Here is a 24,840-nt window from a genome sequence, read left to right as displayed (position 1 = left end):
TCGGAGAGGACACCCCTTCCATGACCGTCTTCCAGGTCCAGTTCCTGGCCACCGTTCTCCGCGGGCGGATCGCCAGGGCCCAGCGTCTCGAGCGCGGCGCCTCCGCCGTCGAGTGGGTGGTCATCTCCGCGATCCTGATCGCGATCGCCGCGGCTATCGGCCTCATCCTGATGAACAAGCTCCGTGACAAGGCCAACGGCCTCGACCTCGACCAGGAGCCCGGCAGCGGTGGGGGCGGCGTCAACTGATGAACCGTCCCCCGCGCCGTGACGAGCGCGGGGCGTCGAACGTCGAGCTCGTGCTCTACGCGCCGCTGCTGATGCTCGTCATCCTCTTCGCCGTCCAGTTCTGCTTGGTCTACCTGGGCAACCAGGAGGCCAACGCTGTCGCGCGTGAGACGGCGCGGGTCTATCGCACCACCCACGACCGGGCGACCGCGGAGCAGGCCGGGATGGCCTACGCGCGCAGCGTCGGCGCCGGCACCCTCGAGTTCCACGGCGACACGGACGGGGTGACCATCGAGGACCGCCCTGGGGGCTATGTCGAGGTCGTGGTCCGTGGTCGCGCCCAGCAGTACCTGCCCGACTTCGTGGTGCCGGCGGTCACCGAGCGGGTGCTGGCCCCGGTGGAGCAGTTCGTGGAGGCGCAGCCGTGAGGCGGCTATCGAGGCGGCGTTCGGGGCGGCGATCGGAGCGGGGCTCGATGGCGGTCGAGATGGTGCTGATCGTCCCGGTGATCTTCGCGTTCGTGGTCTTCATCGTCTTCTGCGGGCGCCTCGTGGCGGTCCAGGGCGACATCGACGCCACCGCGCGCGATTCGGCGCGCGCGGTCTCCCTGACCCGCAGCCTCGACCGTGACGCGGTCGACCGGGTGGTCTCGTCGTCGCTGGAGAGCGACTGCGACCCGCCGCGGATCACCCAGACCCAGGCGACGCTGCGCGTCGACCTGGTCTGTCACGTGCCGCTGCACGACCTCGGCCTGATCGGCGTGGGTGGCACCAAGACCGTACGGGCGAGCAGCACCGTGCCGCTCGACACCTATCGGAGCTACGAGTGAGGCGGCGCCGCGACGAGCGGGGCACGGCCACCGCCTTCTTCCTGTTGCTGGTCGTCGTGCTCTTCGCGTGCGCCGGCCTGGTCTTCGACGGCGGCAGCGCGCTCAACGCCCGGATGCGACTGGCCGACGTCGCCGAGCAGGCCGCGCGTGCCGGCGCTGACAAGATCGACGTCGAAGCGCTGCGCGACAGCGGCCTCGTCGAGGTCGACACCGAGGCCGCCCGCCAGGCCGCGAGCGACTGGATGCGCGCGGCCGGCTACCCCGACGCCCAGGTCAGCGTCGCCGCCGACGGCCGGGTCTCGGTCACCGGCACCGCCACCGGTAACACCCAGATCCTCGGGTTGGTCGGCTTCTCGACCTTCACCGTGCATGCCACCGCCACCGCAGAGGAAGTGACGAGATGAGCACCCTGAGCACACCGCCGGTCCGTGGGCCGGAGCGGTTCGCCGGCCAGCAGGCCGCGACCCAGGAGCGGCCGAGTGCCGCCATGGCGCTCGGCGCCGGCCTGGCGCTCCTCGTCCTGCTCGTCGGCATCCCGGTCGCGCTGCTCGCCCTGACCGGTTCGCCGCCGGTCCCGCACGGCCTGCCGGACCGCGACACGCTCACCCAGCCGATCACCACCGACACCCTGATCGGTGTGCTGCGCGTGGTGGTGTGGCTGGCCTGGCTGCAGTTCGCCGTGTGCGTCCTGGTCGAGGTGGTCAGCCTGGTGCGGGGCGGCGGCCTGCCCCGGCCCGTTCCGCTCTCCGGCCGGTCACAGGCGCTGGCCCGCGCCCTGGTCGGCACCGTCCTGGTGAGCGCCTCCTTCCTCGGCGCGTCGGGCGCCGCCCAGGCGGTCGCGCCCGCCGCACCCGTCGCCGCCGCATCGGTCGCGCACACCCCTGCCCAGAGCGTCCAGGCCGACGCCGTCCCCGCCGAGCAGGCTCCCGCCGAAGCGGTGCACGAGACGCCGCGGATGGAGCACGTCCCGGGTGTCCCGTCCGACATGACCGACGTCATCGGTCACAAGGTCACCATCGTGCAGCCGCCGGACGGCCGCTACCACGACAACCTCTGGGACATCGCCGAGCGCACCCTCGGCGACGGGCGGCGGTGGAAGGAGATCTACGAGCTCAACAAGGACCGGCCCCAGCCCGACGACGGCCAGCTGGTCCTCGGTCGACTCATCCAGCCGGGCTGGGTGCTGATCCTGCCCGGCGACGCCGCCGGCCCGAGCGTCGACCGGGTGCACGCGCTCGCCGACGCACCCGCGGGGCGCGGCGATCGCGCCACCCGGTCCGAGGAGCACGCGCACCAGCGGGCGGACGCTGACGGCGGCGCCGTCGAACGGGCCGAGCAGGGCCACAGCATCCTCCCGCTGGTCGGCGGTGGCCTCTTCGGTGCGGTCCTGCTCGGCGCGCTGCTCGCCGAGCGACGCCGGCGTCGCGGCCAGGCGCCCAACGACGCCGAGGTGGAGACCGAGGTCGCGCTGCGCGCAGGTGCCGACGCGGACCGTACGGACTGGCTCGACCGGGCGCTCCGGGGACTCTCCGCGGCGTGCCGTGCCGAGCGCACCGCCCTGCCGCAGGTCTACGCCGTCGTGCTGACCGATGATGCCGTCGAGCTGCGGATCGCCCCGCCGGTGCCCCTGGCCGTGGCCCCATGGTCCGCACACGACGGCGGTCGCACCTGGCGACTGGAGCGGGCCGCGCTCACACCGGGGGAGACCGGCCATGCTCCCTACCCCGGCCTGGTCTGCGTCGGCCGCGACGACCACGGCGCCGACGTCCTCGTCGACCTCGAGGCGGCCGGCGGCATCGTCTCCATCGCGGGCTCCTCGACGGTCGCCACCGAGGTCGTCTCCGCACTCGCGGTCCAGCTCGCCACCTCCCCGTGGGGCGACGAGCAGACCGTCTACGGCTACCACCTCGCCCCGGCACTCGGACGGATCGCCGGCTCCACCGTCGAGCCCGTCGAGGACGTCGACACACTCGTCAGGCACTGGGCCGCGAGCGCTCCGCGCGCCGCCGAGGACGTCCTCACCGGGCGCCTCGGCCGGCACCCGGGCGTCCCGCCCCAGTACCTCGTGCTCGGCAGCACGGTGAGCGACCCCGAGACCGGCGCCCGGCTCGGCGAGCTCGCCCGCTCCGGCACCCGTGGCATCGGGGTCCTGGCCGCGCAGCCGCTCGACGGCGCCCGATGGCGCCTCACCGTCGACGAGGCCGGCCGGATGCGGATCCCGCTGCTCGACGTCGAGGTCGACGCCGTCCGCCTCGGTGCGTCCGCGGCCGAGGAGGTGGCGGCGCTCTTCGCGAGGGCACGCACCGCCGAGCCGTTCGTCCCGGGCCGCGCACCGCTGCCCACCGACGCGCGCGGCGCCGACGACGCGACCTGGAGCACCGCCACCGTGCGGATCGGCGTCCTCGGCGACCTCGAGCTCCGGACCGAGGGCCGGCTCGACCCCAGCCGCATCGATCTCGCCACCGAGGTCGCCACCTTCCTGGCGCTGCAGCCCGCGCCGGTCCATGCCAGCGTCGTCGCGGCCTCGATCTGGCCGCGTGGCGTCACTCCCGAGGTCCGCGACGCGACCGTCGAACGGGTCCGGGACTGGCTCGGTTCCGACAGCGCCGGCGGCTACCTGCTGCGCCAGACCGACGACGGCCGGCTCTATCTCGCCGAGGAGGTCGGCGTCGACTGGCACGCCTTCGTCGCGCTGGTGCAGCGCGCCCGCGGCGCTGCGGTACGCGAGGAGCGGGATCTGCTCGGCCGCGCCATGCGGCTGGTGCGCGGGCCGTTCCTGTCCGGCCGCCCCGCCCAGCGCTACGCGTGGCTGCCGCGCACCCGCCTCGAGCAGCAGGTCGCCGACGTCGTCGTCGACACCGCGCACCGGCTCGCCGAGATCACCGTCCGCGACGACCCGGGCGGCGCCGCGCAGGCGGCCCGCGCCGGGCTCCGCCTCGCGCCGGCGGCCCAGCTGCTGTGGCGCGACCTGCTGCGTGCCGAGCACGACGACCCCGACGGTCCCGATGCTGCCGCTGTCGTCGAGGAGATGGTGGTCGCCCTCGACGCCGACGGAGCCGCCCTCGAGTCCGAGACCGAGGCGCTCATCGCCGAGCTCCTCCCCGAGCACGTCCAGGAGGCCTGATGCCCGCCCGTCCCGCTCCGTACCGTTCCGTCCTGGCCCGTTCCGTCCTGGCCCGTTCCGTCCTGGCACTGGGTGCCCTCGCGCTCCTCGCCGTGCCGCTCGCCGCCTGCGGCTCGGACAGCGAGGCCGCGCCGGCGACCGTGCCGCTGTCCGCCTCGCCGTCGGCCGCCGCGTCGAGCCCGGCCCCGATCTCGGCGCCCTCCGGGGTGCCGACCGAGCTGCCGAGCGCGCCGGCGACGCAGGCCAGGACGCAGGCGTCCGCGAACGCGTTCGCCACCTACGTCACGCTGCTCGACTACCGTGTCGTCTACACCCGTGACGTCGCGCCGCTGCTCGCCCTCGTGGCGCCCGGCGAGCGCTGCCCGGGCTGCGAGAAGGCGGCCCGGGAGGTGCAGGACACCAAGCAGCAGATCTTCGCGGTGCCCACCAAGGCGCCCACCATCCTGGGTGCTGTGCCGACCTCGGCCAAGGGCGACGAGTACGTCGTCGGCGTCGCGTTCAAGGTCGCGCCGGCGAAGGTGATGGACGCCTCCGGCAAGGCCGTGGGCACGATGCCGGGCTACCCGGACAACTACACCGAGGTCCATATGCGGTGGGATGCGGCCGACTCCACCTGGCGGCTCGAGGACTTCAACGCCAGGATCGGGGCCGACCAATGAGGCGTACGACCATCGGGCTCCTGCTCGGCGCCCTGACGATGACCCTGACCTTCATGAGCCTGGCGCTCGGCGGGGCGGTGTCGCCGGCGTCTGCCGAGCAGTGCGGGTGGCAGACCGTCGGCCAGAGCGTGAAGTGGGTCTGCTCCGAGAGCGGCAGCGGCGGCGATGGCGGCACTGACACCGGGACCGGCTGGACGCCGCCCACCGAGTGGACCGAGACCCGCTACGTGCCCACGTGCGATGCCAACGCGCCCGAGGGCGGCGCTGACGCCCTCTGCGGTGCGGCGGTCAACACCTGCCCCGACGATGCCGCGATCCGGTTCTGGACCTACACCCGCACGGTCTACGCCGAGCCCGGCAAGCCGCCGACCGAATGGAAGATGCAGCCCGGCACGGTCTGCCGCGGTCCGAACGCCCCGACCGAGGAGGTACCGACGATCACCCGTGAGGACGTGATCCAGGCGGCCCAGGCGCTCGCGCCCAAGGCGACCTTCGCGATGCAGCCGGCCACCCAGTCCTACGTGAACATCCCGAACAACTTCTACGCCACCGCGCCCGACCGGACCGTGACGGTGACCCTCTTCGGCAACGCGATCCCGGTGCAGTTCACCGCCGGCACCGTCACGTGGGACTTCGGCGACGGCTCGGGCGCCACGGGTACGGGCATCGCGGACGCCGCGGTGCACCAGACCGGCGCCGTCGAGCATGCGTACACGGTGGGCGGCGCGTACGCGGTGACGGTCCGGACCGCCTACCACGTCGCCTTCGACCTGCTCGGCAACCACGTCGAGACGGATCTGGACGGCACGACGAGTGCCCCGCAGACCCTGCAGGTGGGAGAGATCCAGACGCTGGTCACCGACGCGCGCTGACGCTCCGCGCGCCGAGCCCCCGCTCAGGTGGCCTCAGGTGGCGCGGAGCCGGTCGCGGGTGGCGTCCATGGTGCTGGCGTAGCCACGCAGTCGGTCCGCGATGGCTCCGCCCTTGTCCATCACGTCGTTGTAGTACCGGGCCGGTGCGTCCGGGTCGCCCTCGAGATCGGGTCGGGCGAGGTAGGCGGTGTAGCCGGCGAGCTCGCCGTCGGTGTGCTCGTAGATCGCGATCGCGAGCTTCTCCTGGAGGATGTCGTCGGCCTGGGAGCGCGACGACGCCTTCGAGGAGTCCGACGGCATCGGGTCGTCGGCCGCGGCGAGCAGCGTGCCGACGTTCTCGGCGATCGCGGTGCCGTCGTCCTTCTGGGTGTCGATCCATCCGGTCAGGGCCGCGAGCAGGGCCGGCGCGTCGGCGGGATAGACACCCTGGAGCACGGCGTGCCGGTCTTCGGCGGACGAGAGTGCGAGCACGCAGTTCCACGCAGCCGTCGCCTTGAAGGCGGCCTGCCGCGCCGCGAACGTGTCGAGATCCTCGGGGGCGACGCCGGCATCACTGAGGCAGGAGCGGAAGGTCGCGTCGTCGGGCAGCGCCTCGGGCTTCGAGGCTCCGCAGGCGGTGAGGCCGAGCGTCAATGCGGCGAGGCCGGCCGCCAGTGCGGCGGGGGCTCGCATCAGTTGTCGTCCCGGGTGCCGTTGATGATGTCGGCGTACTCGCGCAGCTCATCGGCGGTCTTGCCACCCTGGTCCATGAGGTGCTCGTAGTAGCGGTTGATCGCGTCCGGCTCGCCCTTCATCTCCGGCCGGTTCATGTAGTCGCTGAAGTCCTTCGCGAAGGCACCGTCGTCGGCGTGCGCCTTGATGTAGAGCGCCACGGCGAGCTGGTGTTGGGTCATGTCCTTGATCTGGGCATCGTTCCAGCCCTTGTACGCCTCGTCGATCTTCTCCTGCTGCTCACTCAGGTCGTCGAAGACCGCCTTCAAGGGGCCGTAGACCGCGGCGATCGCCGGGTTGGTCTCGGCGAGAGTCTCGACGCCCTTGCCGATGAGGTCGTCGATCGCCTCCTCGACGCCTTTCATGCCGGCGCCCTTCCAGTCCAGGCCCATCGCGGCCAGATCGCCATCGCGCATGAGGTTGCCGATCAGCGTGGCGATCTGCTTGGGATCCCGGTCGTGTCCGATCTCGGCGGCGATCAGGCTGTTGATCAGCTTCTTGCTGTCGGCGTGCGTGTCGTGGATCAGATCCGCCAGCACCGTCTTCGGGTAGTCGGAGGACCGGAGCGACTGGTCGATGTAGGTACGGACGAAGTCGGGGTCGTCGATGATCGAGGTCAGCTCGCCGTCCAGCTTCGCGTCGAGCTTCTGGCGCTGCACGAGGTTCTGGGAGCCCCAGTGACCGTTCTTCGCGATCTGCAGGGCGTGGACCAGCGCGGTCGACGGTCGCCCGTCGGCGTCCGAGGTCGCGATGAAGTGCTGCTTGAGCACCTCGATCGTCTTCGTGAACAGGCTGTACTGGATGTTCGCCTCGGTGTCGGTCATGGGGCGATCGCCCCTGCTGACCTGGGTGAGCGACTCGAGGATGTAGTCGAGCTTGCTGGGGTCGACGTTCTCCAGATCGGTGGCCAGGGCGTCGGCGCTCGACCGGGAGCTGAGGATCTTCACCATGTCCTGCGGCGGGTCGTAGGCGTACTGGAACATCTCGGGGAAGAGCTCGCGCGAGCCCGAGGGGTAGTGGTACCACCTGCTCTGCAGGGCGAGTGCGCCGCTGGTCTGACGGGTGTCGGCACGGCCGGAGGAGGCGATCAGCGCGAGCTGCGCGGCGCCCTGGTCCATGTCGCTGAGCGTGCCGTAGAACCTCCCGTAGTCGGCGTCGCCGTACTGGCTGAGACCGTCGGCCAGCGCGTCGGTGAGCGCGAGGATCCCGTCCTTCTGGTCGTACGGGTTCACCTCGTTCTTGCGCACGGCCCAGTCGAGGTTGTTGTAGAGGGCGTTGACGGCCTGGGCGACGGCTCCGGGATCCTTGCCCAGCGCGTCGAGCATCGCCTTGGAGTAGTCCGATCCGTACGGGCCGTCGGCGTGCGCCTTGATCGCCTTCAGCGCCGCCTCGATCGCCGCCGGGTCGTCGCCCTTCAGGGCGTCCTGGAGCGCCTTGATCTCGGGTGCGGCCGCATCGGCGGCCGCCTGGTCGTCCTTCGCCTGCTGGTCGAGATCCTCGTACGCGCTGACCAGCGTCAGGTCGGTGAGCAGGTTCGAGTGGTCGAGGCCGGTGGGGTTCTTCGCGGTGCACCGGCCGAGGTTCTTGACCGGGATGCTTGCCGAGAGGGCGGCGCCGCAGGCGCTCGTCTGGGTGGTGAGGTGCTGCTTGAGCGTGGTGAAGTCGGTCTCCAGAGCGCCCTGCGTCTTCTGCTGCGCCTGGTAGGCCTGGCTCTTCGCGTACGTGCGGGTGTCGTCGAGGTCGGAGGTGATGCCCCGGTTCGGCGGCTGGCCGCCGTTGGCGTCGCGCAGCTTGTCGACCGACTTGTGGTACGCGTTGTCGGCGTCGTCGCAGGCGGTGTCGTACGTCGACTCGCTGTCGGCCCACTTCGTGTTGAGGTCGGCGAGCGTCGCCTTCGCCTTCTCGTAGTGTCCCGCCAGGGTGGTCAGCGCGGTGCTGCAGCTCTGCAGCTGGGTGGCGAAGGCGCCGAGGTGGCTGCCGACGGCGGACATCTCGGCGGTCACCGACGCCGCCGCGTAGCCGGTCCACCGCTGCCCGATGGCGTCCGGCTCGTGCGATGCCGTCGTGCCGTGCTTGGCCAGGTTCTCGCGGACCGTGTCGAGCGAGTGCGCGGCCGCCCGCAGTTGGTGCGGATGGATGTCGAGGGTGAAGTGGTCGGCCATCAGGGCACCTTCACCGGCGGGACGATGCTGATGTCGATGCTGCCGCCCCGGTCGACCTTCGTCAGGTCGAGCGAGAGCTGGTTCGTGTTGTGGGCGATCAGGCCGGCCGAGGTGGACAGCACCCCGAGCCCGTCGCTCCAGCCGGTCGAGAAGACGGTGGCGTCCGCGGCCAGGCTGCCGGAGAACTCACCGGCCCCGGCGACGATGTCCGTACGGGCGCCGCTGATCGAGGTGGCGTGGTCCTGGAGGTCGGCCGACATGGTCTGGAACGCCTGGTGCACCGCATCGGCGAGCGCCGGGTCCATGCGCAGCGACGGAGCGCCGGCACCATCCGCTGGGAAGTTCACGCTTGGACACTTCCCGCGATCCTGACGGGTAAACACGCGATCCGTGGCCGCCGGCAGGCGACCACGGATCGTGGAGCAGGAGGATCAGTCGAGGTCGAGGCCCAGGGCGCCCGAGATGCGCTGAGCGGCCTCGAGCATGTCGATGTCGCGCTTGGGGCGGCCCTGGCGCTGGTCCTCGAAGCGGATGCTCGGAGCCGGGCGCAGAGCGTCGCGGGCGACGTTCGTGAAGGCGAGCCGACGCTCGGTCTCGCGGCAGTCGGCGACCATCTCGTCGGTGGTCGACGGGTCGTCGTAGGCGGTGAGGCTGGAGGTCATACCAGCGACGCTAAGCGTTACCGATAGGTACCCCAATGCATACCGCTCGGTAGTGTTTCGCGTCATGGGCACCCTCTTGATCGCGGGTTCGATCGCGACCGACCACCTGATGACCTTCCAGGGCAAGTTCGCCGACTCGCTGGTGGTCGAGCAGCTCGACAAGCTCTCGGTCAGCTTCCTGGTCGACGACCTCGAGATCCGCCGCGGCGGGGTGGCCCCGAACATGTGCTTCGGTCTCGGTCGCCTCGGCCTGCGCCCGGTCCTGGTCGGCGCGGCGGGCGAGGACTTCGCCGACTACCGCTCCTGGCTGGAGCGCCACGGCGTCGACTGTGACCACGTCCGGATCTCGGAGTCGAAGCACACCGCGCGCTTCGTGTGCACCACCGACGAGACCCACGCCCAGTTCGCCAGCTTCTACCCGGGCGCGATGGCCGAGGCGCGGCTCATCGAACTCGGACCGATCGTCGCGTCGGTCGGCGAGCCCGACTACGTGCTGATCGGCGCCGACGACCCCGACGGCATGCTGCGCCACACCCAGGAGTGCCGCCAGCGCGGCTACCGCTTCATCGCCGACCCGAGCCAGCAGCTGGCCTTCGGCAGCGGTGAGCTCATCCGCGACCTGATCGACGGCGCGACGCTGCTGTTCTCCAACGAGTACGAGTCGCACATGATCGAGCAGAAGACCGGCTGGTCGGCCGAGGAGGTCCTCGACCGGGTCGACACCCAGGTCACCACGCTCGGCAAGGACGGCGTCCGGATCACCCGCAAGGGCGAGGAGCCGATCGTGCTGCCGGCCGCCCAGGGTGTCACCGCGGTCGAGCCGACCGGCGTCGGCGATGCGTTCCGCGCCGGCTTCCTCGCCGCGACCGCCTGGGGCCTGAGCCTGGAGCGCGCCGCCCAGGTCGGCTGCGTTCTCGCGGCGTACGTCGTCGAGACGGTCGGGACGCAGGAGTACGCGTTCACGCCCGCCGAGTTCGTCGCCCGCCTGGAGAAGTCCTACGGCGCCGGCGCCGCCGCCGAGGTCGCCCCGCACCTGGGCTGACCCGGAGGTCGAGCCCGGAGGCCGAGACCCGGAGGTCGAGACTCGGAGGTCGAGCCTGTCGAGACCCCGCCGTCGAGGTCCGGAGGTCGAGACCCGGAGGTCGAGACCCGGAGGTCGAGCCTGTCGAGACCCCGCCTAGCTCAACCGGCGGACCAGGTAGACCGGGACGCCGTCCGCGGCGGCCTGCTCGCCGACGTACTCCTGGCCCCGCATCCGCGCCCACGCGGGCACGTCGTGGCGCGCGGCCGGGTCGTCGGCGGCCACGCCGAGCAGCTCACCGACCGGCACCGAGCCGAGCCGCCGCCCGAGCGCGATGACCGGCGCCGGGCACAGCAGCCCGCGGCAGTCGATGATCTCGGCGCTCACAGACCGGCTCGCTCGCGGATCGTGGCGACCACGCCGGGCAGGGCGTCGAGGAGTCGCTCGACCTCGGCCCGGGTCGTCTCCCGCCCGAGCGAGAGCCGGACGTTGCCGTGGGTGAGGGCGCCCATGGCGGCCAGCACCCGCGACGGCTCACGCGTGTCGACCGCGCAGGCCGAGCCGCTCGCCACCGCGAAGCCGAGCCGGTCCAGCTCGGTGACCAGCGCCTCGCCGTCGACGTAGAGGAACGAGAACGTCACCAGGTGGGGGAGACGCCCGACCGGGTCACCGACCACGTCGACGTCCGCGATCCCCGCCACCCGTGCCCGGATCAGGTCGATGAGCTCGCGCTGTCGGGCGCCGACCTCCGCCCGCTCGGCGACGACGGCCTGGAGCGCGGCCGCCGAGGCCAGCGCGGCGGCGACGTCGACGGGATCGTCCGTACGGGCGAAGGGGTCCGCGCTCGGGAACGGCTCGGTCCAGCGCGCCCGGTGCCGGACCACCAGGACGCCGACGCCGCCCGGCCCGCCCCACTTGTGCGCAGAGCCCGCGAGGGCGTCCCAGCCCTCCGGCAGGGGGAGGCGGCCCATGGAGGCGCAGGCGTCGACGAACAGCGGGACGCCGGCACCCGCGTCGGCGAGGGCCTCGGCGACGGAGGCAACCGGTTGCAGGGTGCCGACCTCGTGGTTCGCGCTCTGCACCGCGAGCGCCATGGTCTCCGGTGCCAGAGTGCCGACGGCGTCGAGCCCGACCCGCCCGTACGCGTCGACCGGGAGCTCCAGCGTCTCGCCCCACCAGGACGCGGCGTCGGTGACCGCCTGGTGCTCGACCGCGCTGTGCGCGATCACTCCGTGGGAGCCGCGCGATCCGCGGGCCGCGGCCAGGCCGAGCAAGCCGCGCTGAACCGCCCGGGATCCCGACGAGGTCAGGATCACCTCATCGCGTCGCACGCCGAGGGAACCCGCGAGGACCTCCCGCGCGTTGTCGAGGAGAAGCCGGGCGTTGCGGCCCGGTCCGTGCAGGCGGCGCGGGTCCGCGTACCCGTGCTCGAGCGCGGCCAGGAGGGTGTCGCGAGCGGCTGGATGCAGCGGCTCGGCCGACGCCGTGTCGAGATAGACGGCGGCATTTGTCACGACGCGACCCTATCGACACCTGAACGGGCAGGACCCGCCCTCTCAACCACGAGCCGATTCCGATAGTCTGCGGCATATCCGTGACTGGTCGTAGAGAGAGAGGCTCGTTCGTGGGTCTGCAGATGCCCGGATCGCCGGGGTCCAAGCGCGCCAAGGGGGCGGCAGCACGTGTGCGCCGGCTCGCTGCGGTGGCTGGACTGGGCGCCAGCGCCGTCCTGCTGGGAGGCTGCTCCACCGCCGCCAAGAACTTCGGTATGCCGACGCCTGCCACCGAGCAGGGGGAGCACGTCCTCCACCTGTGGCAGGGCGCTTGGATCGCCGCACTCGTCACCGGCGTCATCGTCTGGGGCCTGATCTTCTACGCGATCTGGCGCTTCCGCCGTCGCAGCGAGGACGAGGTCCCGGTCCAGACGCGGTACAACCTGCCGCTGGAGATCTTCTACACGATCGCCCCGGTGCTGATGGTGATCGTGTTCTTCTTCCACACCGTCAAGGCGCAGGATGCGATCCTCGATGACAACGTGAAGGTCGACAACACGGTCGAGGTCACCGGCCAGCAGTGGACGTGGACGTTCAACTACGGCGTGGGCGCGATGGACGCGGCGGCGAACGACAACGCCGCCGACCTCAACTTCCCGTACAGCAACTACGTGTACGACGCCGGCACGGCCTCGCACATCCCGACGCTGGTGCTGCCGGTCGACGAGACCACGCGGTTCAACCTGCACTCCCCGGACGTCATCCACGACTTCGGCGTGGACCACTTCCTGATGCGCATGGACGTCGTCCCGGGCCGGGTGAACCACTACAACGTCACCCCGACCGAGATCGGCACCTACCGCGGCGCCTGCTACGAGCTGTGCGGTCTGTACCACTCGCGGATGCTCTTCAACGTGAAGGTCGTCTCGCAGGCCGACTACCAGTCGTACCTCGAGGGCCTCAAGGAGAAGGGCTTCACGTCCGACACGCCGCTCATCGGCGGCGCCGACGCCTACACCCAGGCCGGCCTCCAGTCTGAGGGAGATGCAGAGTGACCGCCACGGCTCACCCGACCACCACCACCGTGAGCGGCCGCAAGCCGCTCGGGCAGCAGCTCTACGCGCTGCTCACCACCACCGATCACAAGCTGATCGGCAAGATGTACGCCGTCACCTCGTTCTGCTGGTTCCTCGTCGGCGGCGTGATGGCCCTGCTCATCCGCTCGGAGCTCGCGTTCCCGGGTCAGCAGCTGCTCAACGACGAGCTGTACAACCAGATGTTCACGATGCACGGCACGATCATGCTGCTGCTGTTCGCGACGCCGCTGTTCTTCGCGTTCGGCAACCTGATCATGCCGCTGCAGATCGGTGCCCCCGACGTGGCGTTCCCGCGTCTGAACATGTTCAGCTACTGGCTGTTCCTGTTCGGCGGCCTGATCGCCGGCTCGGGCTTCCTCACCCCGCAGGGTGCGGCCGACTTCGGCTGGTTCGCGTACACCCCGCTCTCCAACGCGGTCCGCTCGCCGGGCGTCGGCGGTGACCTGTGGATCATGGGTCTGTGGATGGCCGGTCTCGGCACCATCCTCGGCGCGGTCAACTTCATCACCACCATCATCTGCATGCGCGCCCCGGGCATGACCATGTTCCGGATGCCGATCTTCGTGTGGAACACGCTGGTCACGTCGCTGCTGGTCCTGATCGCGTTCCCGGTCCTCGCCGGCGCGCTGCTGATGCTCGAGTCGGACCGCCAGTTCGGCACCCACGTCTTCGACGCCAGCCACGGCGGCCCGATCCTGTGGCAGCACCTCTTCTGGTTCTTCGGTCACCCCGAGGTGTACATCATCGCGCTGCCGTTCTTCGGCATCGTGACCGAGATCCTGCCGGTCTTCAGCCGCAAGCCGGTCTTCGGCTACATCGGCCTGGTCGGCGCGACGCTCGGCATCGCGATCCTCTCGGTCGCCGTGTGGGCCCACCACATGTTCGTCACCGGCGCTGTCGACCTGCCGTTCTTCTCCGGCATGACGTTCCTCATCGCCGTTCCGACAGGTGTGAAGTTCTTCAACTGGATCGGCACGATCTGGGGCGGGTCCGTCAGCTTCGACACCCCGATGCTGTGGTCGATCGGCTTCCTCACGACCTTCCTCTTCGGTGGTCTGACGGGCGTCATCCTGGCCAGCCCGCCGCTCGACTTCCACGTGTCCGACTCCTACTTCGTGGTGGCGCACTTCCACTACGTCGTCTTCGGCACGGTCGTCTTCGCCATGTTCGCCGGCTTCTACTTCTGGTGGCCCAAGATCACCGGCAAGATGCTCGACGAGCGTCTCGGCAAGGTGCACTTCTGGCTGCTGTTCGTCGGCTTCCACACCACCTTCCTGGTCCAGCACTGGCTGGGCGTGGAGGGCATGCAGCGCCGCATCGCCGACTACCTGCCGACCGACGGCTTCACCGGTCTCAACCAGATCTCGACCGTCGGCGCCTTCCTGCTGAGCCTGTCGATGATCCCGTGGTTCATGAACCTCTACGTCTCTCGGCATGCGCCGAAGGTCGAGGTCGACGACCCGTGGGGCTGGGGTCGTTCGCTGGAGTGGGCCACGTCGTGCCCGCCGCCGCGTCACAACTTCCACACCCTGCCGCGGATCCGGTCGGAGTCCCCGGCCTTCGACCTCCACCACCCGGAGATCGCCGCTCTCGAGCTCGAGTCCGAGCAGGAGCTCGCCGCGCACGTTCCCGGCAAGTCCGTTCACGATGAGGGAGACGCCCGATGAAGGCCGAGGCCTGGTTGTTCGTCGCCTGCACGATCTTCCTCGTGCTGGTGACCCCCACCTACTGGTTCGTGACCTCCGGCTCGGAGCACGGCGGCGACTGGACCGGTACGTCCGCGCTGACCATGTGCACCCTGCTGCTCGCGATGATCTCCGCCTACCTGGGCTTCCACGCCCGGCAGATGGACGACCGCCCCGAGGACCGCAAGGACGGCGAGATCGCCGACGGCGCCGGCGAGCTCGGCTTCTTCCCGCCGTTCTCGTGGTGGCCGCTGTGGGCCGCGATGTGCCTCGGCGCGATCGTGTTCGCGCTCGCGATGGCGGCGTGGTGGCTGGCGATCATCGCCGGCGTCATCGGCGCTGTCGCGCTGTGCGGCTGGATCTTCGAGTACTACCGCGGCGAGTTCAGCCACTGATCCCGACGCCAGACTGACGACCCGAACCCCGTGATGCCGGACACCCGGCACGCGGGGTTCGGTCGTCTCGCGGCCTGAGCAGTTACCCTGGATGCGGACTCGCCATGGGGGACGGGTTCTGATGTCACCGATCCCGGGAGTCCATGCATGTCTGCAGCCATACGTTCGACGCGTCGTGCCCGCCTGGGGACGCGCCTGCGGATGGGGAGCACCGTCGCCCTCGCCGTCGCCGCCCTCGCCCTGACCAGCTGCTCCAGCGGCGGCTCGGCCGACGGCGACAACCCCGGAGGCGCCGCGAACGTCGGCGCGACCGCCGGAGAGGATGCGAGCGCCTCCACGGAGCCGACCGTCATCACCGCCAACGTCCGGGCCGCGAAGCCGGTCAAGGTCGACACCGCCGTTCAGGTCTCGGCCAGCGGCGGCACACTGCAGGCGGTCGCGCTCCGTCCCGCCGGTGGCAAGAAGCTCCCCGGCACGCTGGCCGCCGACGGCGCCACCTGGAAGGCCGACGGGCTCCTCGAGCCCGGCACCTCCTACACCCTGACCGCGACCCCCAGCGACGGCAGCACCCCGTGGAAGCGCACCTTCCGCACCCAGGACCTCACCCTCGACGAGCAGACGTACGCCTCGATCACGCCCTCCTCCGGTTCGAAGGTCGGCGTCGGGATGCCCGTGATCGTCCATTTCGACGTGCCGGTGACCGACAAGGCGAGCATCGAGAAGCACCTGTCCGTGCAGTCGACCCCGGCCCAGCCGGGCTCGTGGCACTGGTTCTCCGACACCGAGGTGCACTGGCGTCCCAAGCACTACTGGAAGGCCGGCACCAAGGTCACCGTGGACGCCGACGTGAACAGCGTCCCGGCCGGCGGCGGCATCTACGGCCAGAGCGACAAGACCTCGACCTTCACGATCGGCGACAAGCACGTCTACAAGGTCAACATGGACACCGACCAGATGAAGGTCTACTCCAACGACAAGCTGCTCCGCACCCTCCCGGTGACCACCGGCATGCCCGGCTTCACGACCCGCTCGGGCATCAAGGTCATCATCGAGAAGGACGAGAAGCACACGATGAACTCCGAGACCATCGGCATCCCCAAGGGCGACCCGAACTACTACAACATGAAGGACGTCCAGTGGGCCATGCGGATGACCTACTCGGGTGAGTTCATCCACGCCGCCCCGTGGTCCGTCGCCTCGCAGGGGCACACCAACGTCTCTCACGGCTGCACCGGCATGAGCACCGAGAACGCCGACTGGCTCTTCCACCTCACCCAGATCGGCGACGTCGTCGACGAGTTCGGCACCGACCGGCCGATGGAGGTCACCAACGGGTACGGCGACTGGAACATGTCCTACGCCGACTACAAGAAGGGCTCGGCACTCAGCAGCACCAAGGGCTGACCTCAGCCCGCGAGGAGCTCGCGGACCCGGGGGATCACCACGGTGCCGTAGAGCTCGATGCAGCGCATCAGCTGCTCGTGCGGCATCGGGCCGTTGCTGTACTTGAGGTCGAAGCGGCTCAGGCCGAGCGTCCTGACGGTCGTGGCGATCTTCTGCGCCACCGTCTCCGGTGAGCCGACGAAGAGCGCGCCGTGGTCGGCCTCCTCGTGCAGCTCGGCGATCGTGCTCGGCGGCCAGCCGCGCTCGCGCCCGATCCGGTCCCGGTTCGCCTTGAAGTGCGGGAAGAGCAGCTCGCGCGCCTCGGCGTCGTCGTCCCACACGAAGCCGGGGGAGTGCACCCCGATCGCCAGTCTCGGCTGCTCGGGGTGGAGCTGGTCGAGCGCACGGTGGTAGAGGTCGACGTACGGTGCGAACCGCGCCGGCGCCCCGCCGATGATCGCCATCGTCAGCGGGAAGCGGTACCGGGCAGCGCGTACGACGGACTCAGGGGAGCCACCCACGCCGACCCAGGCGTCGATGCCGCCGCGCTCGGTCTTCGGGAACACCTCGGCGTCCAGCGGCGGGCGGGTGGTGCCCTCCCACTGCACCCGGCCCTCGGCGCGCAGCGCTTCGAAGATCTCCAGCTTCTCCTCGAAGAGGACGCCGTAGTCGGCGAGGTCGAAGCCGAAGAGCGGGAAGCTCTCGGTGAACGAGCCGCGACCGAGCGTGACCTCCGCCCGGCCGCCGGAGAGGGCGTCGATGGTGGCGAACCGCTCGTAGACCCGGATCGGGTCGTCCGAGCTGAGCACGGTGACGGCGGTGCCGAGGACGATCCGCTCGGTGCGTGCCGCCAGGGCGGCCAGCACGATGTCGGGCGCGCTGATGGCGAAGTCCGGGCGGTGGTGCTCGCCGACGCTGAACGCGTCGACGCCGACCCGGTCGGCGAGGACGCCCTCGGCCACGACGTTGCGCAGCACCTGGGCGTGGGGGAGGGGCGTGCCGGACGCGTCGACGGTGACGTCGCCGAACGTGTCCAGCCCGAGCTTCACGTCGTGCATGGGAGTCCTTCTCGCGGAAATGGACCGAGGGCCCGGGAGCAGTGCTCCCGGGCCCTCAGTATGTCGTGCGGGCGGATCAGTGCTCGCCGTGACCGCCCTCGAGCTCGTGGCCCTCGGCGTGGTCGGCGTGCGCGAGGTGCGCCTGCGCGTCGTCGTACTCCTCGAGCGTCGGCTTCTGCACGTCGTCCTCGTAGTAGAGGGTGCGGAGCTTGTCGCGGAGCGTGGACTTGCCGTTCTCCTTCGGGCCGTCGGCCTCGCCGGCACCGCCCTCGCCGATGTCGCGGACGGTGATCGCGTACGCCTTGCTCTCGCTGATCGGCTTGTGGATCTCGGAGTAGCCGCCCTGCGCGGAGCGCATGATGACGCCGGACTCGTAGCCGTGCAGCAGGACCTCGTTGTCGTGGCGCTGCAGCGCGATGCACCAACGACGCGTGATGAAGAACGCGATCGCGGGAGCGACGAACACCAGCACGCGCAGGGCGTAGGTGATGTTGTTGATCGAGGAGTGGAACAGGATCGCGATGATGTCGTTGCCGCCGGCGAGCCAGAACATGGCGTACCAGGTCATCAGCGACACGATGAACGCGGTCCGGGTCGGGGCGTTGCGCGGGCGCTGGAGTAGGTGGTGCTCGCGCTTGTCACCGGTGATCCAGTTCTCGAGGAACGGCAGGATCGTGACGAGGAGCCACGACAGCGTCGGCATCAGGATGACCGGGACGAAGATGTTCCAGGACCACGTCGAGCCCCAGAAGTGCGACTCCCAGCCGGGCATGATGCGCAGCGCGCCGTCCGGCCAGCCCATGTACCAGTCGGGCTGGGAGCCCGCGGTGACCTTGGTCGGGTCGTAGGGACCGAACTTCCACACCGAGTTGATCGACAGCAGGGCACCCATCAGGGCGGTGACGCCGAACGTGATGAAGAAGAAGCCACCCGCCTTGGCGGCGTAGACCGGCAGCATCGGGTAGCCGACGACGTTGGTCTCCTTGCGGCCCGGACCGGCCCACTGGGTGTGCTTGTGGTAGACGAGCAGCAGCATGTGGGCGGCGACCAGGCCGAGCAGGATGCCCGGGATCAGCAGCACGTGGATCGTGTAGAGACGCGGGATGATCGAGTCACCCGGGAACTCGCCTCCGAAGAGGAAGAACGAGATGTACGTGCCGACGATCGGGATGGCCGAGATGAAGCCCTGGGCGGCGCGGACACCCGTACCGGAGAGCAGGTCGTCGGGCAGCGAGTAGCCGGTGAAGCCCTCGATGGTGCCGAGGATCAGCAGGGTCGAGCCGATCACCCAGTTGAGCTCGCGCGGCTTGCGGTACGCGCCCGTGAAGGCGACGCGGAGCATGTGGATCATCATGGCCGAGACGAAGAGCATCGCGGCCCAGTGGTGCATCTGGCGCAGCAGCAGACCGCCGCGGACGTCGAACGAGATGTTCAGCGTCGAGGCCATCGCCTCGGACATCTGGATGCCACGCAGGTTCGGGTAGGCGCCCTGGTAGGTCACCTCGGACATCGAGGGGCGGAACCACAGGGTCAGGAAGACACCCGTGATCAACAGCACCACGAAGCTCCACAGCGCGATCTCACCCAGCATGAAGGACCAGTGGTCCGGGAAGATCTTGCGGAGGTTCTTCTTGCCCATGGCCGCGAGGCCGAGGCGTTCGTCGGACCACTCCGCGACCTTGCCGACACGCGTCGGCTTGCTCGCGGTCGCCGCCGAGGTGTTGCTCTGGGCAACCTTGCTCGTGTCGACGCTCACTGGCCGTTCTCCTTCGTCCACTCGTTGAAGACCGCGCTCGGCGACTTCGTCTCACGCTCCCAGAAGCTGGGGCCGACGGGCTCGGGGTAGTCGCTCAGCGCTACCAGGAAGCCCTCGTCGTCCACACCGAGCGGCAGCTGCGGGAGGTGCCGGCCAGCGGGGCCGAAGATGACCTTGCCGGAGTCGGCGAGGTCGAAGGTGGACTGGTGGCAGGGGCACAGCAGGTGGTGCGTGGTGCGCTCGTTCAGCGAGATCGGGCACCCGACGTGGGTGCAGATCTTCGAGTACGCCACGATGCCGCTGACCGACCAGTTTCGGGTCGCGTCGGAGACGATGTCGTCCGGGTCCATCCGCAGGAGGACGGTGGCCGCCTTGGCCTTCGCCACCTGCAGGTCGGCGCCCTCGAGGACGTCGGCCTCGGGGAGGGGCTGGCCCTTGTCGGTGCCGAAGATGATCTCGGGAGCCGAGTTGACCAGGTCGCCGATCTCCAGGTCCGCGGGGCGGATCGGGGTGCCGACGACGTCGCGCACGATGCGCATGTTCTTCGCCCACACCGTGTGGCGGAGCTTGTCACCCGGCAGCGGGCCGAGGTCGCGCAGCATCACGACGGCCGGGGCGACCAGGAGGCCGACCGAGCCGATCAGGGTGTTGCGGATGAGGGGGCGCCGGGCGATACCCGACTCCTCGAGGCCGGCCTGCAGCGCGGCGACGGTGGCGGAGCGGTCGTCCTCGGACGAGGAGGCCGGGTGGCGCTCCTCGACCAGCTCGACGTCGGCCATGAGCTTGCGGGCCCACTGGATGACGCCGATGCCGATGAAGAGCAGCGCGCCGCCGAGGCACAGGCCCAGGGCGAGGTTGGAGGCGCCGAGACCAGCGAAGGTCGGGCCGCCGACACCCGTCTCGATCGTCACGTACGAGACGACGAAGAGGATCGTGCAGATGATCGAGAGACCGAAGAGCGAGGCGACCTGGCGCTCGGCGCGGCGCTCGGCCTTCGGGTCGACGTCGGTCGGACGCCAGTGGTGCTCCGGAAGCCCCGGATCCGGCAGCAGCGCGTCGGTGTGCGCCTGGATCTCGTGGGAGTCGCTCACTTGGCCATTCCCTTCTTCTTCTTGTTCGTACGGGTGGTGTGGGCGGCGATCCAGACGGCGAAGGCCACCAGGGAGCCGAGGCCCACGGTCCACGCGGCGAAGCCCTCACTCACGGGGCCGAGCGAGCCGAGACCGAAGCCGCCGTAGTTCGGCTGCTTCTTCATCGACTCGATGTAGGCGATGACGTCACGCTTCATCTCCGGCGTGATGTTGCCGTTGGAGAAGGTGTCCATCGACTGGGGGCCGGTGAGCATGGCCTCGTAGATGTACTTGGGGTCGGTGTCGAGCAGCTTCGGGGCGAAGCCACCGCGCGGCATGGCGCCGCCCTCACCGGTGAAGTTGTGGCAGGCGGTGCAGTTGGTCAGGAAGATCTGGCCACCGCGGACGATGGCCTCCTGCTTCGCAGCGTCGCTCAGGCCGTCCGTGCTGTAGTCCTCACGGGTCGGGACGGCGGGGCCGGGGGCCAGGGAGGCGACGTAGGCGGCGAGCTCGTCGATCTCGTCCTGGGAGAAGTTGGGGCTCTTCTTCTGGACCTGGGCACCGGCCTGGACCATCGGCATCCGGCCGGTACCGACCTGGAAGTCGACGGCGGCGGCGCCGACGCCCGCGAGGGCGGGGCCGAGGAGCTTGCCGTCGACGCTCGTCATGCCCTCGCCGTTCTGCCCGTGGCAGAAGGCACAGCTGACGAGGAAGAGCTCGCGGCCCTTGGCTGCCATGGCAGCCTGGTCCTGCGCCTCGTCGGCGGAGGAGGACGGCGAGAAGGCGGCGTAGAGGCCGCCGGAGATTGCCAGGCCCAGGAGCAGCAGCACCAGGCCGGCGATGGGGCCGCGACGGTGCCGCGAGAGGCGACCGGCGGAGCGGTTCAGGAGACGCACAATCAGTCCTTGATCTTCGCTGGCAGGCGGGCTACTTGATGAGGTAGATGGTCGCGAACAGACCGATCCACACGACGTCGACGAAGTGCCAGTAGTACGACACGACGATGGCACGAACCGCCTGCTCATGGGTGAAGCGACGAGCCACGAACGTGCTCGCGATCACGAAGAGGAACGCGACCAGACCGCCGGACACGTGGATGCCGTGGAAGCCGGTGGTCAGGTAGAAGACGGTGCCGTAGCCGGAGCTCGGCATCGTGATGCCCTCGTGGATGAGGCTCGCGTACTCGGTCGCCTGACCGGCCACGAAGATCGCGCCCATGATGAAGGTGAGCACGAACCACTCGCGCAGGCCCCACTTGTTGATCTGGAGCAGCGAGCCCTTGCGTCCCACCTGGCCGCGCTCGGCGGCGAACACGCCCCACTGGCAGGTGAAGGAGGAGAGCACCAGGATCGTGGTGTTCACCGACGCGAACGGGACGTTGAGGTGCGGGGTCTCCTGCGCCCACAGGTCCGGGCTGACCGCACGGATCGTGTAGTAGGCCGCGAAAAGGGCCGCGAAGAACATCAGCTCGCTGGAGAGCCAGATGATCGTGCCCACGCTGACCATGCTGGGCCGGTCGTGCTGCCCGTGCAGACGGGAGGCCGGAAGAGTCGAAACTGTCGCCACGGGCGCCATTATGTCGGTGTCCGATCCATGAGGGCACCCCGACCCCCTTACTTGGGGATAGTTTTCAGTCCCGTGAGGCTCATCGACCGGCTGCCGTGGTGGCTGGCCCCCCTCGGAATCTTCGTCATGACGCGGCTGATCGACGTGGCCGTCATCGCCCACGCGTCGCATCAGCAGATCGCGATGGACGGCTCCTACGGGATCCACGTGGAGACGCCCAAGCCGGCGGATCCCGGCTACTTCCCGGTGCTGAGCAACTGGGACGGGCAGTGGTACGAGACGGTCGCCCGGCACGGCTACCCGCGGGATCTGCCCGCGACCGGTCCGGTGCCGCAGACGGCATGGGCGTTCTACCCCCTCTACCCGGCGATCGTACGGGCGGTGATGATCGTCACGCCGCTGGGCTTCGCGCCGGCGGCGTCGTTGGTGAGTCTCGCCTGCGCCGGGGCGGCGATGGTGCTGCTCTACCGGATGGTGATCGACGGGACCTCCGGGTTCAAGGGTGGCCGGTTCGCCGCGGTGATGACCGTTCTCGGCCTGTGCGCGCTGCCGTCCGCGCCGATCCTGCAGACCGCCTACACCGAGGGGCTGGCGCTGCTGCTGATCGTGCTGCTCGTCCGGGCGCTCACCCGGCGCTCGTACGACGTCGCGCTGCTCATCTTGCTGGCGCTGGCGCTCACCCGGCCGATCGTGATCGCGGCCGCGCCGCTCCTGGTCTGCCACGCGCTGCTGCGCTGGCGGGCCTCGACGCTGCGCCAGCGCGTCTGGATGAGCTGCCTGGTCGTCGCCTCCGGTGCGCTCGTACTGCTGTGGCCGGCGATCGCGGCGATCGTGACCGGCCGTCACGACGCGTACTTCGCCACCCAGCGGGCCTGGGGCAATCAGCTGGACGTGAAGCAGGGCTACCTGGGCTGGTTCTTCGGCGGCACCTACGACGGCAGCGGCAGCACCGCCGTCACGGCGATCCTCGTCCTGCTGGTGCTGCTGGTGACCGTCGTGGTGCCCGCCGCGCGGGCCTGGCCGGTCGAGCTACGGCTGTGGGCGCTGGGCTATGCGCTCTACCTCATGCTGGCGCTGCGGCCGACGACCTCCATCGAGCGCTACATGCTGCTCGTCGCGATCCCGTGGCTGCCGCTGCCGGCGCTCGCCCCGGCCGGATCGCGCAGAGGGGTGCAGGCGCTGGTCTTCGCGGTGGTCCTCGCGCTCGGGATCCGGATGCAGGTCGGGTGGGTCGGGCACTACCTCATCCCGACGGCCGGATCGATGCTCCCGCCGTGACGGATCCGCGAGTAGAGTCCGGCCCGTGACCGCCTCCACGAAGCCGCTCAAGGTGCTCGTCTACAGCGACGACGTCAACGTCCGGAAGCAGGCGATCCTCGCCCTCGGCCGGCGACCGCACCCCGACCTCCCCGAGGTCGAGTACGTCGAGGTGGCCACCGAGCCGATCGTGGTGCAGAACTTCGACGCGGGCACGATCGACCTGGCGATCCTCGACGGCGAGGCCGTCCCCGCCGGCGGGATCGGCATCGCCAAGCAGATGAAGGACGAGATCGCGGACTGTCCGCCGATCGTCGTGCTCACCGGGCGGCCGCAGGACGCCTGGCTGGCGACCTGGTCGCGCGCCGACGCCGCCGTGCCGCAGCCGATGGACCCGCTCGTGCTGGCCGAGACCGTCACCGGTCTGCTGCTCAGCGCCGCCGTCCCCGCCTGAGCGCCCGATGAGCAGCATCACCTGGCCCGACGTGCTCGGGTCCCTCGTCGCGCGCACCGATCTGACCTCCGCGCAGACCGCCTGGGCGATGGGCGAGATCCTCGCCGGCGAGGCGTCCCCCTCGCAGGTCGCCGGCTTCGCCGTGGCGCTGCGCGCCAAGGGCGAGACCTCCGAGGAGCTCACCGGCCTCGTCTCGGCGATGTTCGAGCACGCCACCCCGATCTCCATCCCGGGCCGGCTGCTCGACATCGTCGGCACCGGCGGTGACCGCTCCATGTCGGTCAACATCTCCACCATGTCGGCGATCGTCGCGGCCGGCGCCGGCGCGAAGGTCGTCAAGCACGGCAACCGCTCGGCTTCCTCCACATCCGGCTCCGCCGACGTGCTCGAGGCGCTCGGCATCCGGCTCGACCTCCCGGTCGACCGGGTCGCCGCCCTCGCCGAGGAGGCCGGGATCACGTTCCTCTTCTCGGCCGTCTTCCACCCGGCGATGCGGCACGCCGCCGTCACCCGGCGCGAGCTCGGCATCGGGACGACCTTCAACTTCCTCGGTCCGCTGTCCAACCCCGCCGGCGCGGGCGCCAGTGCCATCGGCTGTGCCGACCCGCGGATGGCACCGGTGATGGCGGGCGTCTTCGCGGCCCGTGGCACCGACGCCTGGGTCTTCCGCGGTGACGACGGACTCGACGAGCTCACCACCACCACCACGTCTGCCCTGTGGGCCGTGCGCGGGGGCATCGTGAGCGAGCACCCGGTCGACCCGACCCGGCTCGGGATCGCCCGCTCGAGCGCCGAGGACCTGCGCGGTGGCGACGCCGAGCACAACGCCGACGTCGTACGGCGGATGCTGGCCGGCCAGGCCGGCCCGGTCCGCGACGCGGTCGTGCTCAACGCCGGTGCCGCGCTGGCGGTCTACGACGACGCCGAGGGCGGCGTCGAGGACCGGCTCGCCGCGGGAGTCGAGCGCGCCGCTGCGGCGATCGACTCGGGTGCGGCGGCGGGCGCGCTGGAGCGCTGGATCGCCGGCTCGTCCCGCTGAGCTCGCGGGGCCGCCGACTCGCGGCGGCGACCGCGGGTCAGTCGAGGCCGAGTGAGAACGCCGCCTCGAGGTCGTGGCGCGAGTAGGTCCGGAAGGCGATGTGGGTCTCGGTGTCGAGCACACCGGGGACCTTGTTGATCCGATCGGCGACCACCGCGGCGATGTCGTCGTGGGTGCGCACCCGGACCAGCACGATCAGGTCGATCGGCCCGGTGACGGAGTAGACCTCGCTGACGCCGTCGATGGCCGCGATCGCGGTGGCGACCTCGGGGATCTGGGAGACCTCGGCGGAGACGTGGACGATGGCGGTGATCACGGAC

General features: G+C 70.3%; 27 protein-coding genes. 15 read left to right on the top strand and 12 right to left on the bottom strand.

Annotation, left to right across the window (positions count from 1 at the left end):
- The first annotated feature begins 20 nt into the window (after nucleotides 1-20).
- The 7 genes from ACZ5L9_RS00465 to ACZ5L9_RS00435 are packed head-to-tail and all read left to right on the top strand — an operon-like array spanning nucleotide 21 to nucleotide 5,711.
- Nucleotides 21-248 carry a hypothetical protein gene (locus ACZ5L9_RS00465; protein ID WP_464532278.1) on the top strand — a complete coding sequence of 76 codons (228 nt, stop codon included), beginning with the start codon at nucleotides 21-23 and terminating at the stop codon, nucleotides 246-248.
- Nucleotides 248-655: a TadE/TadG family type IV pilus assembly protein gene (locus tag ACZ5L9_RS00460; RefSeq protein WP_464532275.1), complete on the top strand. Its 408-nt coding sequence runs from the start codon at nucleotides 248-250 to the stop codon at nucleotides 653-655. Before ACZ5L9_RS00465 ends, ACZ5L9_RS00460 begins: the two co-directional genes overlap by 1 nt.
- 47 nt (nucleotides 656-702) lie before the next feature.
- Complete coding sequence (locus ACZ5L9_RS00455; protein ID WP_464532272.1) at nucleotides 703-1,056, top strand: TadE/TadG family type IV pilus assembly protein; 354 nt, start codon at nucleotides 703-705, stop codon at nucleotides 1,054-1,056.
- The gene (locus ACZ5L9_RS00450; RefSeq protein WP_464532268.1) at nucleotides 1,053-1,460 is read left to right on the top strand and encodes a pilus assembly protein TadG-related protein; all 408 of its coding nucleotides are present in this window, start codon (nucleotides 1,053-1,055) and stop codon (nucleotides 1,458-1,460) included. The genes ACZ5L9_RS00455 and ACZ5L9_RS00450 overlap by 4 nt, the downstream gene beginning before the upstream one ends.
- Nucleotides 1,457-4,180 carry a BTAD domain-containing putative transcriptional regulator gene (locus ACZ5L9_RS00445; protein ID WP_464532264.1) on the top strand — a complete coding sequence of 908 codons (2,724 nt, stop codon included), beginning with the start codon at nucleotides 1,457-1,459 and terminating at the stop codon, nucleotides 4,178-4,180. The genes ACZ5L9_RS00450 and ACZ5L9_RS00445 overlap by 4 nt, the downstream gene beginning before the upstream one ends.
- Complete coding sequence (locus ACZ5L9_RS00440; RefSeq protein WP_464532260.1) at nucleotides 4,180-4,839, top strand: hypothetical protein; 660 nt, start codon at nucleotides 4,180-4,182, stop codon at nucleotides 4,837-4,839. The genes ACZ5L9_RS00445 and ACZ5L9_RS00440 overlap by 1 nt, the downstream gene beginning before the upstream one ends.
- On the top strand, nucleotides 4,836-5,711 hold the full coding sequence (locus ACZ5L9_RS00435) for a hypothetical protein (RefSeq protein WP_464532256.1): 876 nt from the start codon (nucleotides 4,836-4,838) through the stop codon (nucleotides 5,709-5,711). Before ACZ5L9_RS00440 ends, ACZ5L9_RS00435 begins: the two co-directional genes overlap by 4 nt.
- Nucleotides 5,712-5,744: 33 nt before the next feature.
- On the opposite strand, the gene ACZ5L9_RS00430 is transcribed toward ACZ5L9_RS00435, so the two are convergent.
- From ACZ5L9_RS00430 to ACZ5L9_RS00415, 4 genes are all read right to left on the bottom strand, one after another.
- Nucleotides 5,745-6,383: a hypothetical protein gene (locus tag ACZ5L9_RS00430; protein WP_464532252.1), complete on the bottom strand. Its 639-nt coding sequence runs from the start codon at nucleotides 6,381-6,383 to the stop codon at nucleotides 5,745-5,747.
- Entirely contained in the window at nucleotides 6,383-8,584 is a 2,202-nt protein-coding gene (locus ACZ5L9_RS00425) for a WXG100 family type VII secretion target (RefSeq protein WP_464532249.1), read from the bottom strand. Before ACZ5L9_RS00425 ends, ACZ5L9_RS00430 begins: the two co-directional genes overlap by 1 nt.
- Nucleotides 8,584-8,931 (bottom strand): hypothetical protein, encoded by a 348-nt coding sequence (locus ACZ5L9_RS00420; protein ID WP_464532247.1) that lies wholly within the window; start codon nucleotides 8,929-8,931, stop codon nucleotides 8,584-8,586. Before ACZ5L9_RS00420 ends, ACZ5L9_RS00425 begins: the two co-directional genes overlap by 1 nt.
- A gap of 84 nt (nucleotides 8,932-9,015) precedes the next feature.
- Complete coding sequence (locus tag ACZ5L9_RS00415) at nucleotides 9,016-9,246, bottom strand: hypothetical protein (RefSeq protein ID WP_464532245.1); 231 nt, start codon at nucleotides 9,244-9,246, stop codon at nucleotides 9,016-9,018.
- Nucleotides 9,247-9,310: 64 nt separating this feature from the next.
- On the opposite strand from ACZ5L9_RS00415, the gene ACZ5L9_RS00410 reads away from it, so the two are divergent.
- Nucleotides 9,311-10,288 (top strand): carbohydrate kinase family protein, encoded by a 978-nt coding sequence (locus ACZ5L9_RS00410; protein ID WP_464532242.1) that lies wholly within the window; start codon nucleotides 9,311-9,313, stop codon nucleotides 10,286-10,288.
- A 135-nt stretch (nucleotides 10,289-10,423) separates the two neighbouring features.
- Here ACZ5L9_RS00410 and ACZ5L9_RS00405 read toward each other — a convergent pair whose 3' ends face one another.
- Both ACZ5L9_RS00405 and ACZ5L9_RS00400 read right to left on the bottom strand, forming a co-directional pair.
- Nucleotides 10,424-10,654, bottom strand: a complete 231-nt coding sequence (locus tag ACZ5L9_RS00405) for a sulfurtransferase TusA family protein (protein ID WP_464532239.1) — start codon at nucleotides 10,652-10,654, stop codon at nucleotides 10,424-10,426.
- Nucleotides 10,651-11,781, bottom strand: a complete 1,131-nt coding sequence (locus tag ACZ5L9_RS00400; protein ID WP_464532234.1) for a cysteine desulfurase family protein — start codon at nucleotides 11,779-11,781, stop codon at nucleotides 10,651-10,653. The genes ACZ5L9_RS00405 and ACZ5L9_RS00400 overlap by 4 nt, the downstream gene beginning before the upstream one ends.
- Before the next feature lie 110 nt (nucleotides 11,782-11,891).
- Between ACZ5L9_RS00400 and ctaC the strand changes: the two genes are divergently transcribed.
- The 4 genes from ctaC (at nucleotide 11,892) to ACZ5L9_RS00380 (ending at nucleotide 16,341) form a co-directional block, all read left to right on the top strand.
- Nucleotides 11,892-12,815 carry an aa3-type cytochrome oxidase subunit II gene (gene ctaC / locus ACZ5L9_RS00395; RefSeq protein WP_464532232.1) on the top strand — a complete coding sequence of 308 codons (924 nt, stop codon included), beginning with the start codon at nucleotides 11,892-11,894 and terminating at the stop codon, nucleotides 12,813-12,815.
- Complete coding sequence (gene ctaD / locus ACZ5L9_RS00390) at nucleotides 12,812-14,524, top strand: aa3-type cytochrome oxidase subunit I (protein WP_464532228.1); 1,713 nt, start codon at nucleotides 12,812-12,814, stop codon at nucleotides 14,522-14,524. Before ctaC ends, ctaD begins: the two co-directional genes overlap by 4 nt.
- Nucleotides 14,521-14,937: a cytochrome c oxidase subunit 4 gene (locus ACZ5L9_RS00385; RefSeq protein ID WP_464532224.1), complete on the top strand. Its 417-nt coding sequence runs from the start codon at nucleotides 14,521-14,523 to the stop codon at nucleotides 14,935-14,937. The genes ctaD and ACZ5L9_RS00385 overlap by 4 nt, the downstream gene beginning before the upstream one ends.
- Nucleotides 14,938-15,138: 201 nt before the next feature.
- A complete protein-coding gene (locus tag ACZ5L9_RS00380; protein ID WP_464532222.1) occupies nucleotides 15,139-16,341 on the top strand; it encodes a L,D-transpeptidase in 1,203 nt (400 codons plus the stop codon).
- 2 nt (nucleotides 16,342-16,343) lie between these two features.
- Here ACZ5L9_RS00380 and ACZ5L9_RS00375 read toward each other — a convergent pair whose 3' ends face one another.
- The 5 genes from ACZ5L9_RS00375 to ctaE all read right to left on the bottom strand — a co-directional run bounded on the left by ACZ5L9_RS00375 (nucleotide 16,344) and on the right by ctaE (nucleotide 21,779).
- Nucleotides 16,344-17,378: an LLM class flavin-dependent oxidoreductase gene (locus ACZ5L9_RS00375; RefSeq protein WP_464532218.1), complete on the bottom strand. Its 1,035-nt coding sequence runs from the start codon at nucleotides 17,376-17,378 to the stop codon at nucleotides 16,344-16,346.
- Nucleotides 17,379-17,454: 76 nt separating this feature from the next.
- Entirely contained in the window at nucleotides 17,455-19,134 is a 1,680-nt protein-coding gene (gene qcrB / locus ACZ5L9_RS00370; RefSeq protein ID WP_464532215.1) for a cytochrome bc1 complex cytochrome b subunit, read from the bottom strand.
- Nucleotides 19,131-20,225, bottom strand: coding sequence for a cytochrome bc1 complex Rieske iron-sulfur subunit (gene qcrA, locus ACZ5L9_RS00365; RefSeq protein ID WP_464532211.1), 1,095 nt, complete (start codon nucleotides 20,223-20,225; stop codon nucleotides 19,131-19,133). The genes qcrB and qcrA overlap by 4 nt, the downstream gene beginning before the upstream one ends.
- The gene (gene qcrC / locus ACZ5L9_RS00360; RefSeq protein ID WP_464532207.1) at nucleotides 20,222-21,100 is read right to left on the bottom strand and encodes a cytochrome bc1 complex diheme cytochrome c subunit; all 879 of its coding nucleotides are present in this window, start codon (nucleotides 21,098-21,100) and stop codon (nucleotides 20,222-20,224) included. The genes qcrA and qcrC overlap by 4 nt, the downstream gene beginning before the upstream one ends.
- Nucleotides 21,101-21,131: 31 nt before the next feature.
- Nucleotides 21,132-21,779 carry an aa3-type cytochrome oxidase subunit III gene (ctaE, locus tag ACZ5L9_RS00355; RefSeq protein ID WP_464532203.1) on the bottom strand — a complete coding sequence of 216 codons (648 nt, stop codon included), beginning with the start codon at nucleotides 21,777-21,779 and terminating at the stop codon, nucleotides 21,132-21,134.
- 63 nt (nucleotides 21,780-21,842) lie between these two features.
- Between ctaE and ACZ5L9_RS00350 the strand changes: the two genes are divergently transcribed.
- From ACZ5L9_RS00350 to trpD, 3 genes are read left to right on the top strand one after another with little or no spacing between them, the layout of a single operon-like run.
- A complete protein-coding gene (locus tag ACZ5L9_RS00350) occupies nucleotides 21,843-23,048 on the top strand; it encodes a hypothetical protein (protein WP_464532199.1) in 1,206 nt (401 codons plus the stop codon).
- Nucleotides 23,049-23,073: 25 nt separating this feature from the next.
- Nucleotides 23,074-23,481, top strand: a complete 408-nt coding sequence (locus tag ACZ5L9_RS00345) for an Rv3143 family two-component system response regulator (protein WP_464532197.1) — start codon at nucleotides 23,074-23,076, stop codon at nucleotides 23,479-23,481.
- Nucleotides 23,482-23,488: 7 nt separating this feature from the next.
- Entirely contained in the window at nucleotides 23,489-24,520 is a 1,032-nt protein-coding gene (gene trpD, locus ACZ5L9_RS00340) for an anthranilate phosphoribosyltransferase (protein ID WP_464532195.1), read from the top strand.
- 37 nt (nucleotides 24,521-24,557) lie between these two features.
- Here the strand turns inward: trpD and ACZ5L9_RS00335 are convergent, their stop codons facing one another.
- A complete protein-coding gene (locus ACZ5L9_RS00335) occupies nucleotides 24,558-24,836 on the bottom strand; it encodes an Lrp/AsnC family transcriptional regulator (protein ID WP_464532192.1) in 279 nt (92 codons plus the stop codon).
- Nucleotides 24,837-24,840: the final 4 nt, after the last annotated feature.

Source organism: Nocardioides sp. JCM 18998, from assembly GCF_055391535.1.
The sequence above is the reverse complement of the archived record's forward strand: the minus strand, read 5'-3'. Positions and strand labels throughout refer to the sequence as shown.

Bases quoted from the DNA above. Each gene is read 5' to 3' on its own strand.
- ACZ5L9_RS00465 (WP_464532278.1), top strand. From the start codon at position 21: ATGACCGTCTTCCAGGTCCAGTTCCTGGCCACCGTTCTCCGCGGGCGG.
- ACZ5L9_RS00460 (WP_464532275.1), top strand. From the start codon at position 248: ATGAACCGTCCCCCGCGCCGTGACGAGCGCGGGGCGTCGAACGTCGAG.
- ACZ5L9_RS00455 (WP_464532272.1), top strand. From the start codon at position 703: ATGGCGGTCGAGATGGTGCTGATCGTCCCGGTGATCTTCGCGTTCGTG.
- ACZ5L9_RS00445 (WP_464532264.1), top strand. From the start codon at position 1,457: ATGAGCACCCTGAGCACACCGCCGGTCCGTGGGCCGGAGCGGTTCGCC.
- ACZ5L9_RS00440 (WP_464532260.1), top strand. From the start codon at position 4,180: ATGCCCGCCCGTCCCGCTCCGTACCGTTCCGTCCTGGCCCGTTCCGTC.
- ACZ5L9_RS00435 (WP_464532256.1), top strand. From the start codon at position 4,836: ATGAGGCGTACGACCATCGGGCTCCTGCTCGGCGCCCTGACGATGACC.
- ACZ5L9_RS00430 (WP_464532252.1), bottom strand. From the start codon at position 6,383: ATGCGAGCCCCCGCCGCACTGGCGGCCGGCCTCGCCGCATTGACGCTC.
- ACZ5L9_RS00425 (WP_464532249.1), bottom strand. From the start codon at position 8,584: ATGGCCGACCACTTCACCCTCGACATCCATCCGCACCAACTGCGGGCG.
- ACZ5L9_RS00415 (WP_464532245.1), bottom strand. From the start codon at position 9,246: ATGACCTCCAGCCTCACCGCCTACGACGACCCGTCGACCACCGACGAG.
- ACZ5L9_RS00410 (WP_464532242.1), top strand. From the start codon at position 9,311: ATGGGCACCCTCTTGATCGCGGGTTCGATCGCGACCGACCACCTGATG.
- ACZ5L9_RS00385 (WP_464532224.1), top strand. From the start codon at position 14,521: ATGAAGGCCGAGGCCTGGTTGTTCGTCGCCTGCACGATCTTCCTCGTG.
- ACZ5L9_RS00380 (WP_464532222.1), top strand. From the start codon at position 15,139: ATGGGGAGCACCGTCGCCCTCGCCGTCGCCGCCCTCGCCCTGACCAGC.
- ACZ5L9_RS00375 (WP_464532218.1), bottom strand. From the start codon at position 17,378: ATGCACGACGTGAAGCTCGGGCTGGACACGTTCGGCGACGTCACCGTC.
- ctaE (WP_464532203.1), bottom strand. From the start codon at position 21,779: ATGGCGCCCGTGGCGACAGTTTCGACTCTTCCGGCCTCCCGTCTGCAC.
- trpD (WP_464532195.1), top strand. From the start codon at position 23,489: ATGAGCAGCATCACCTGGCCCGACGTGCTCGGGTCCCTCGTCGCGCGC.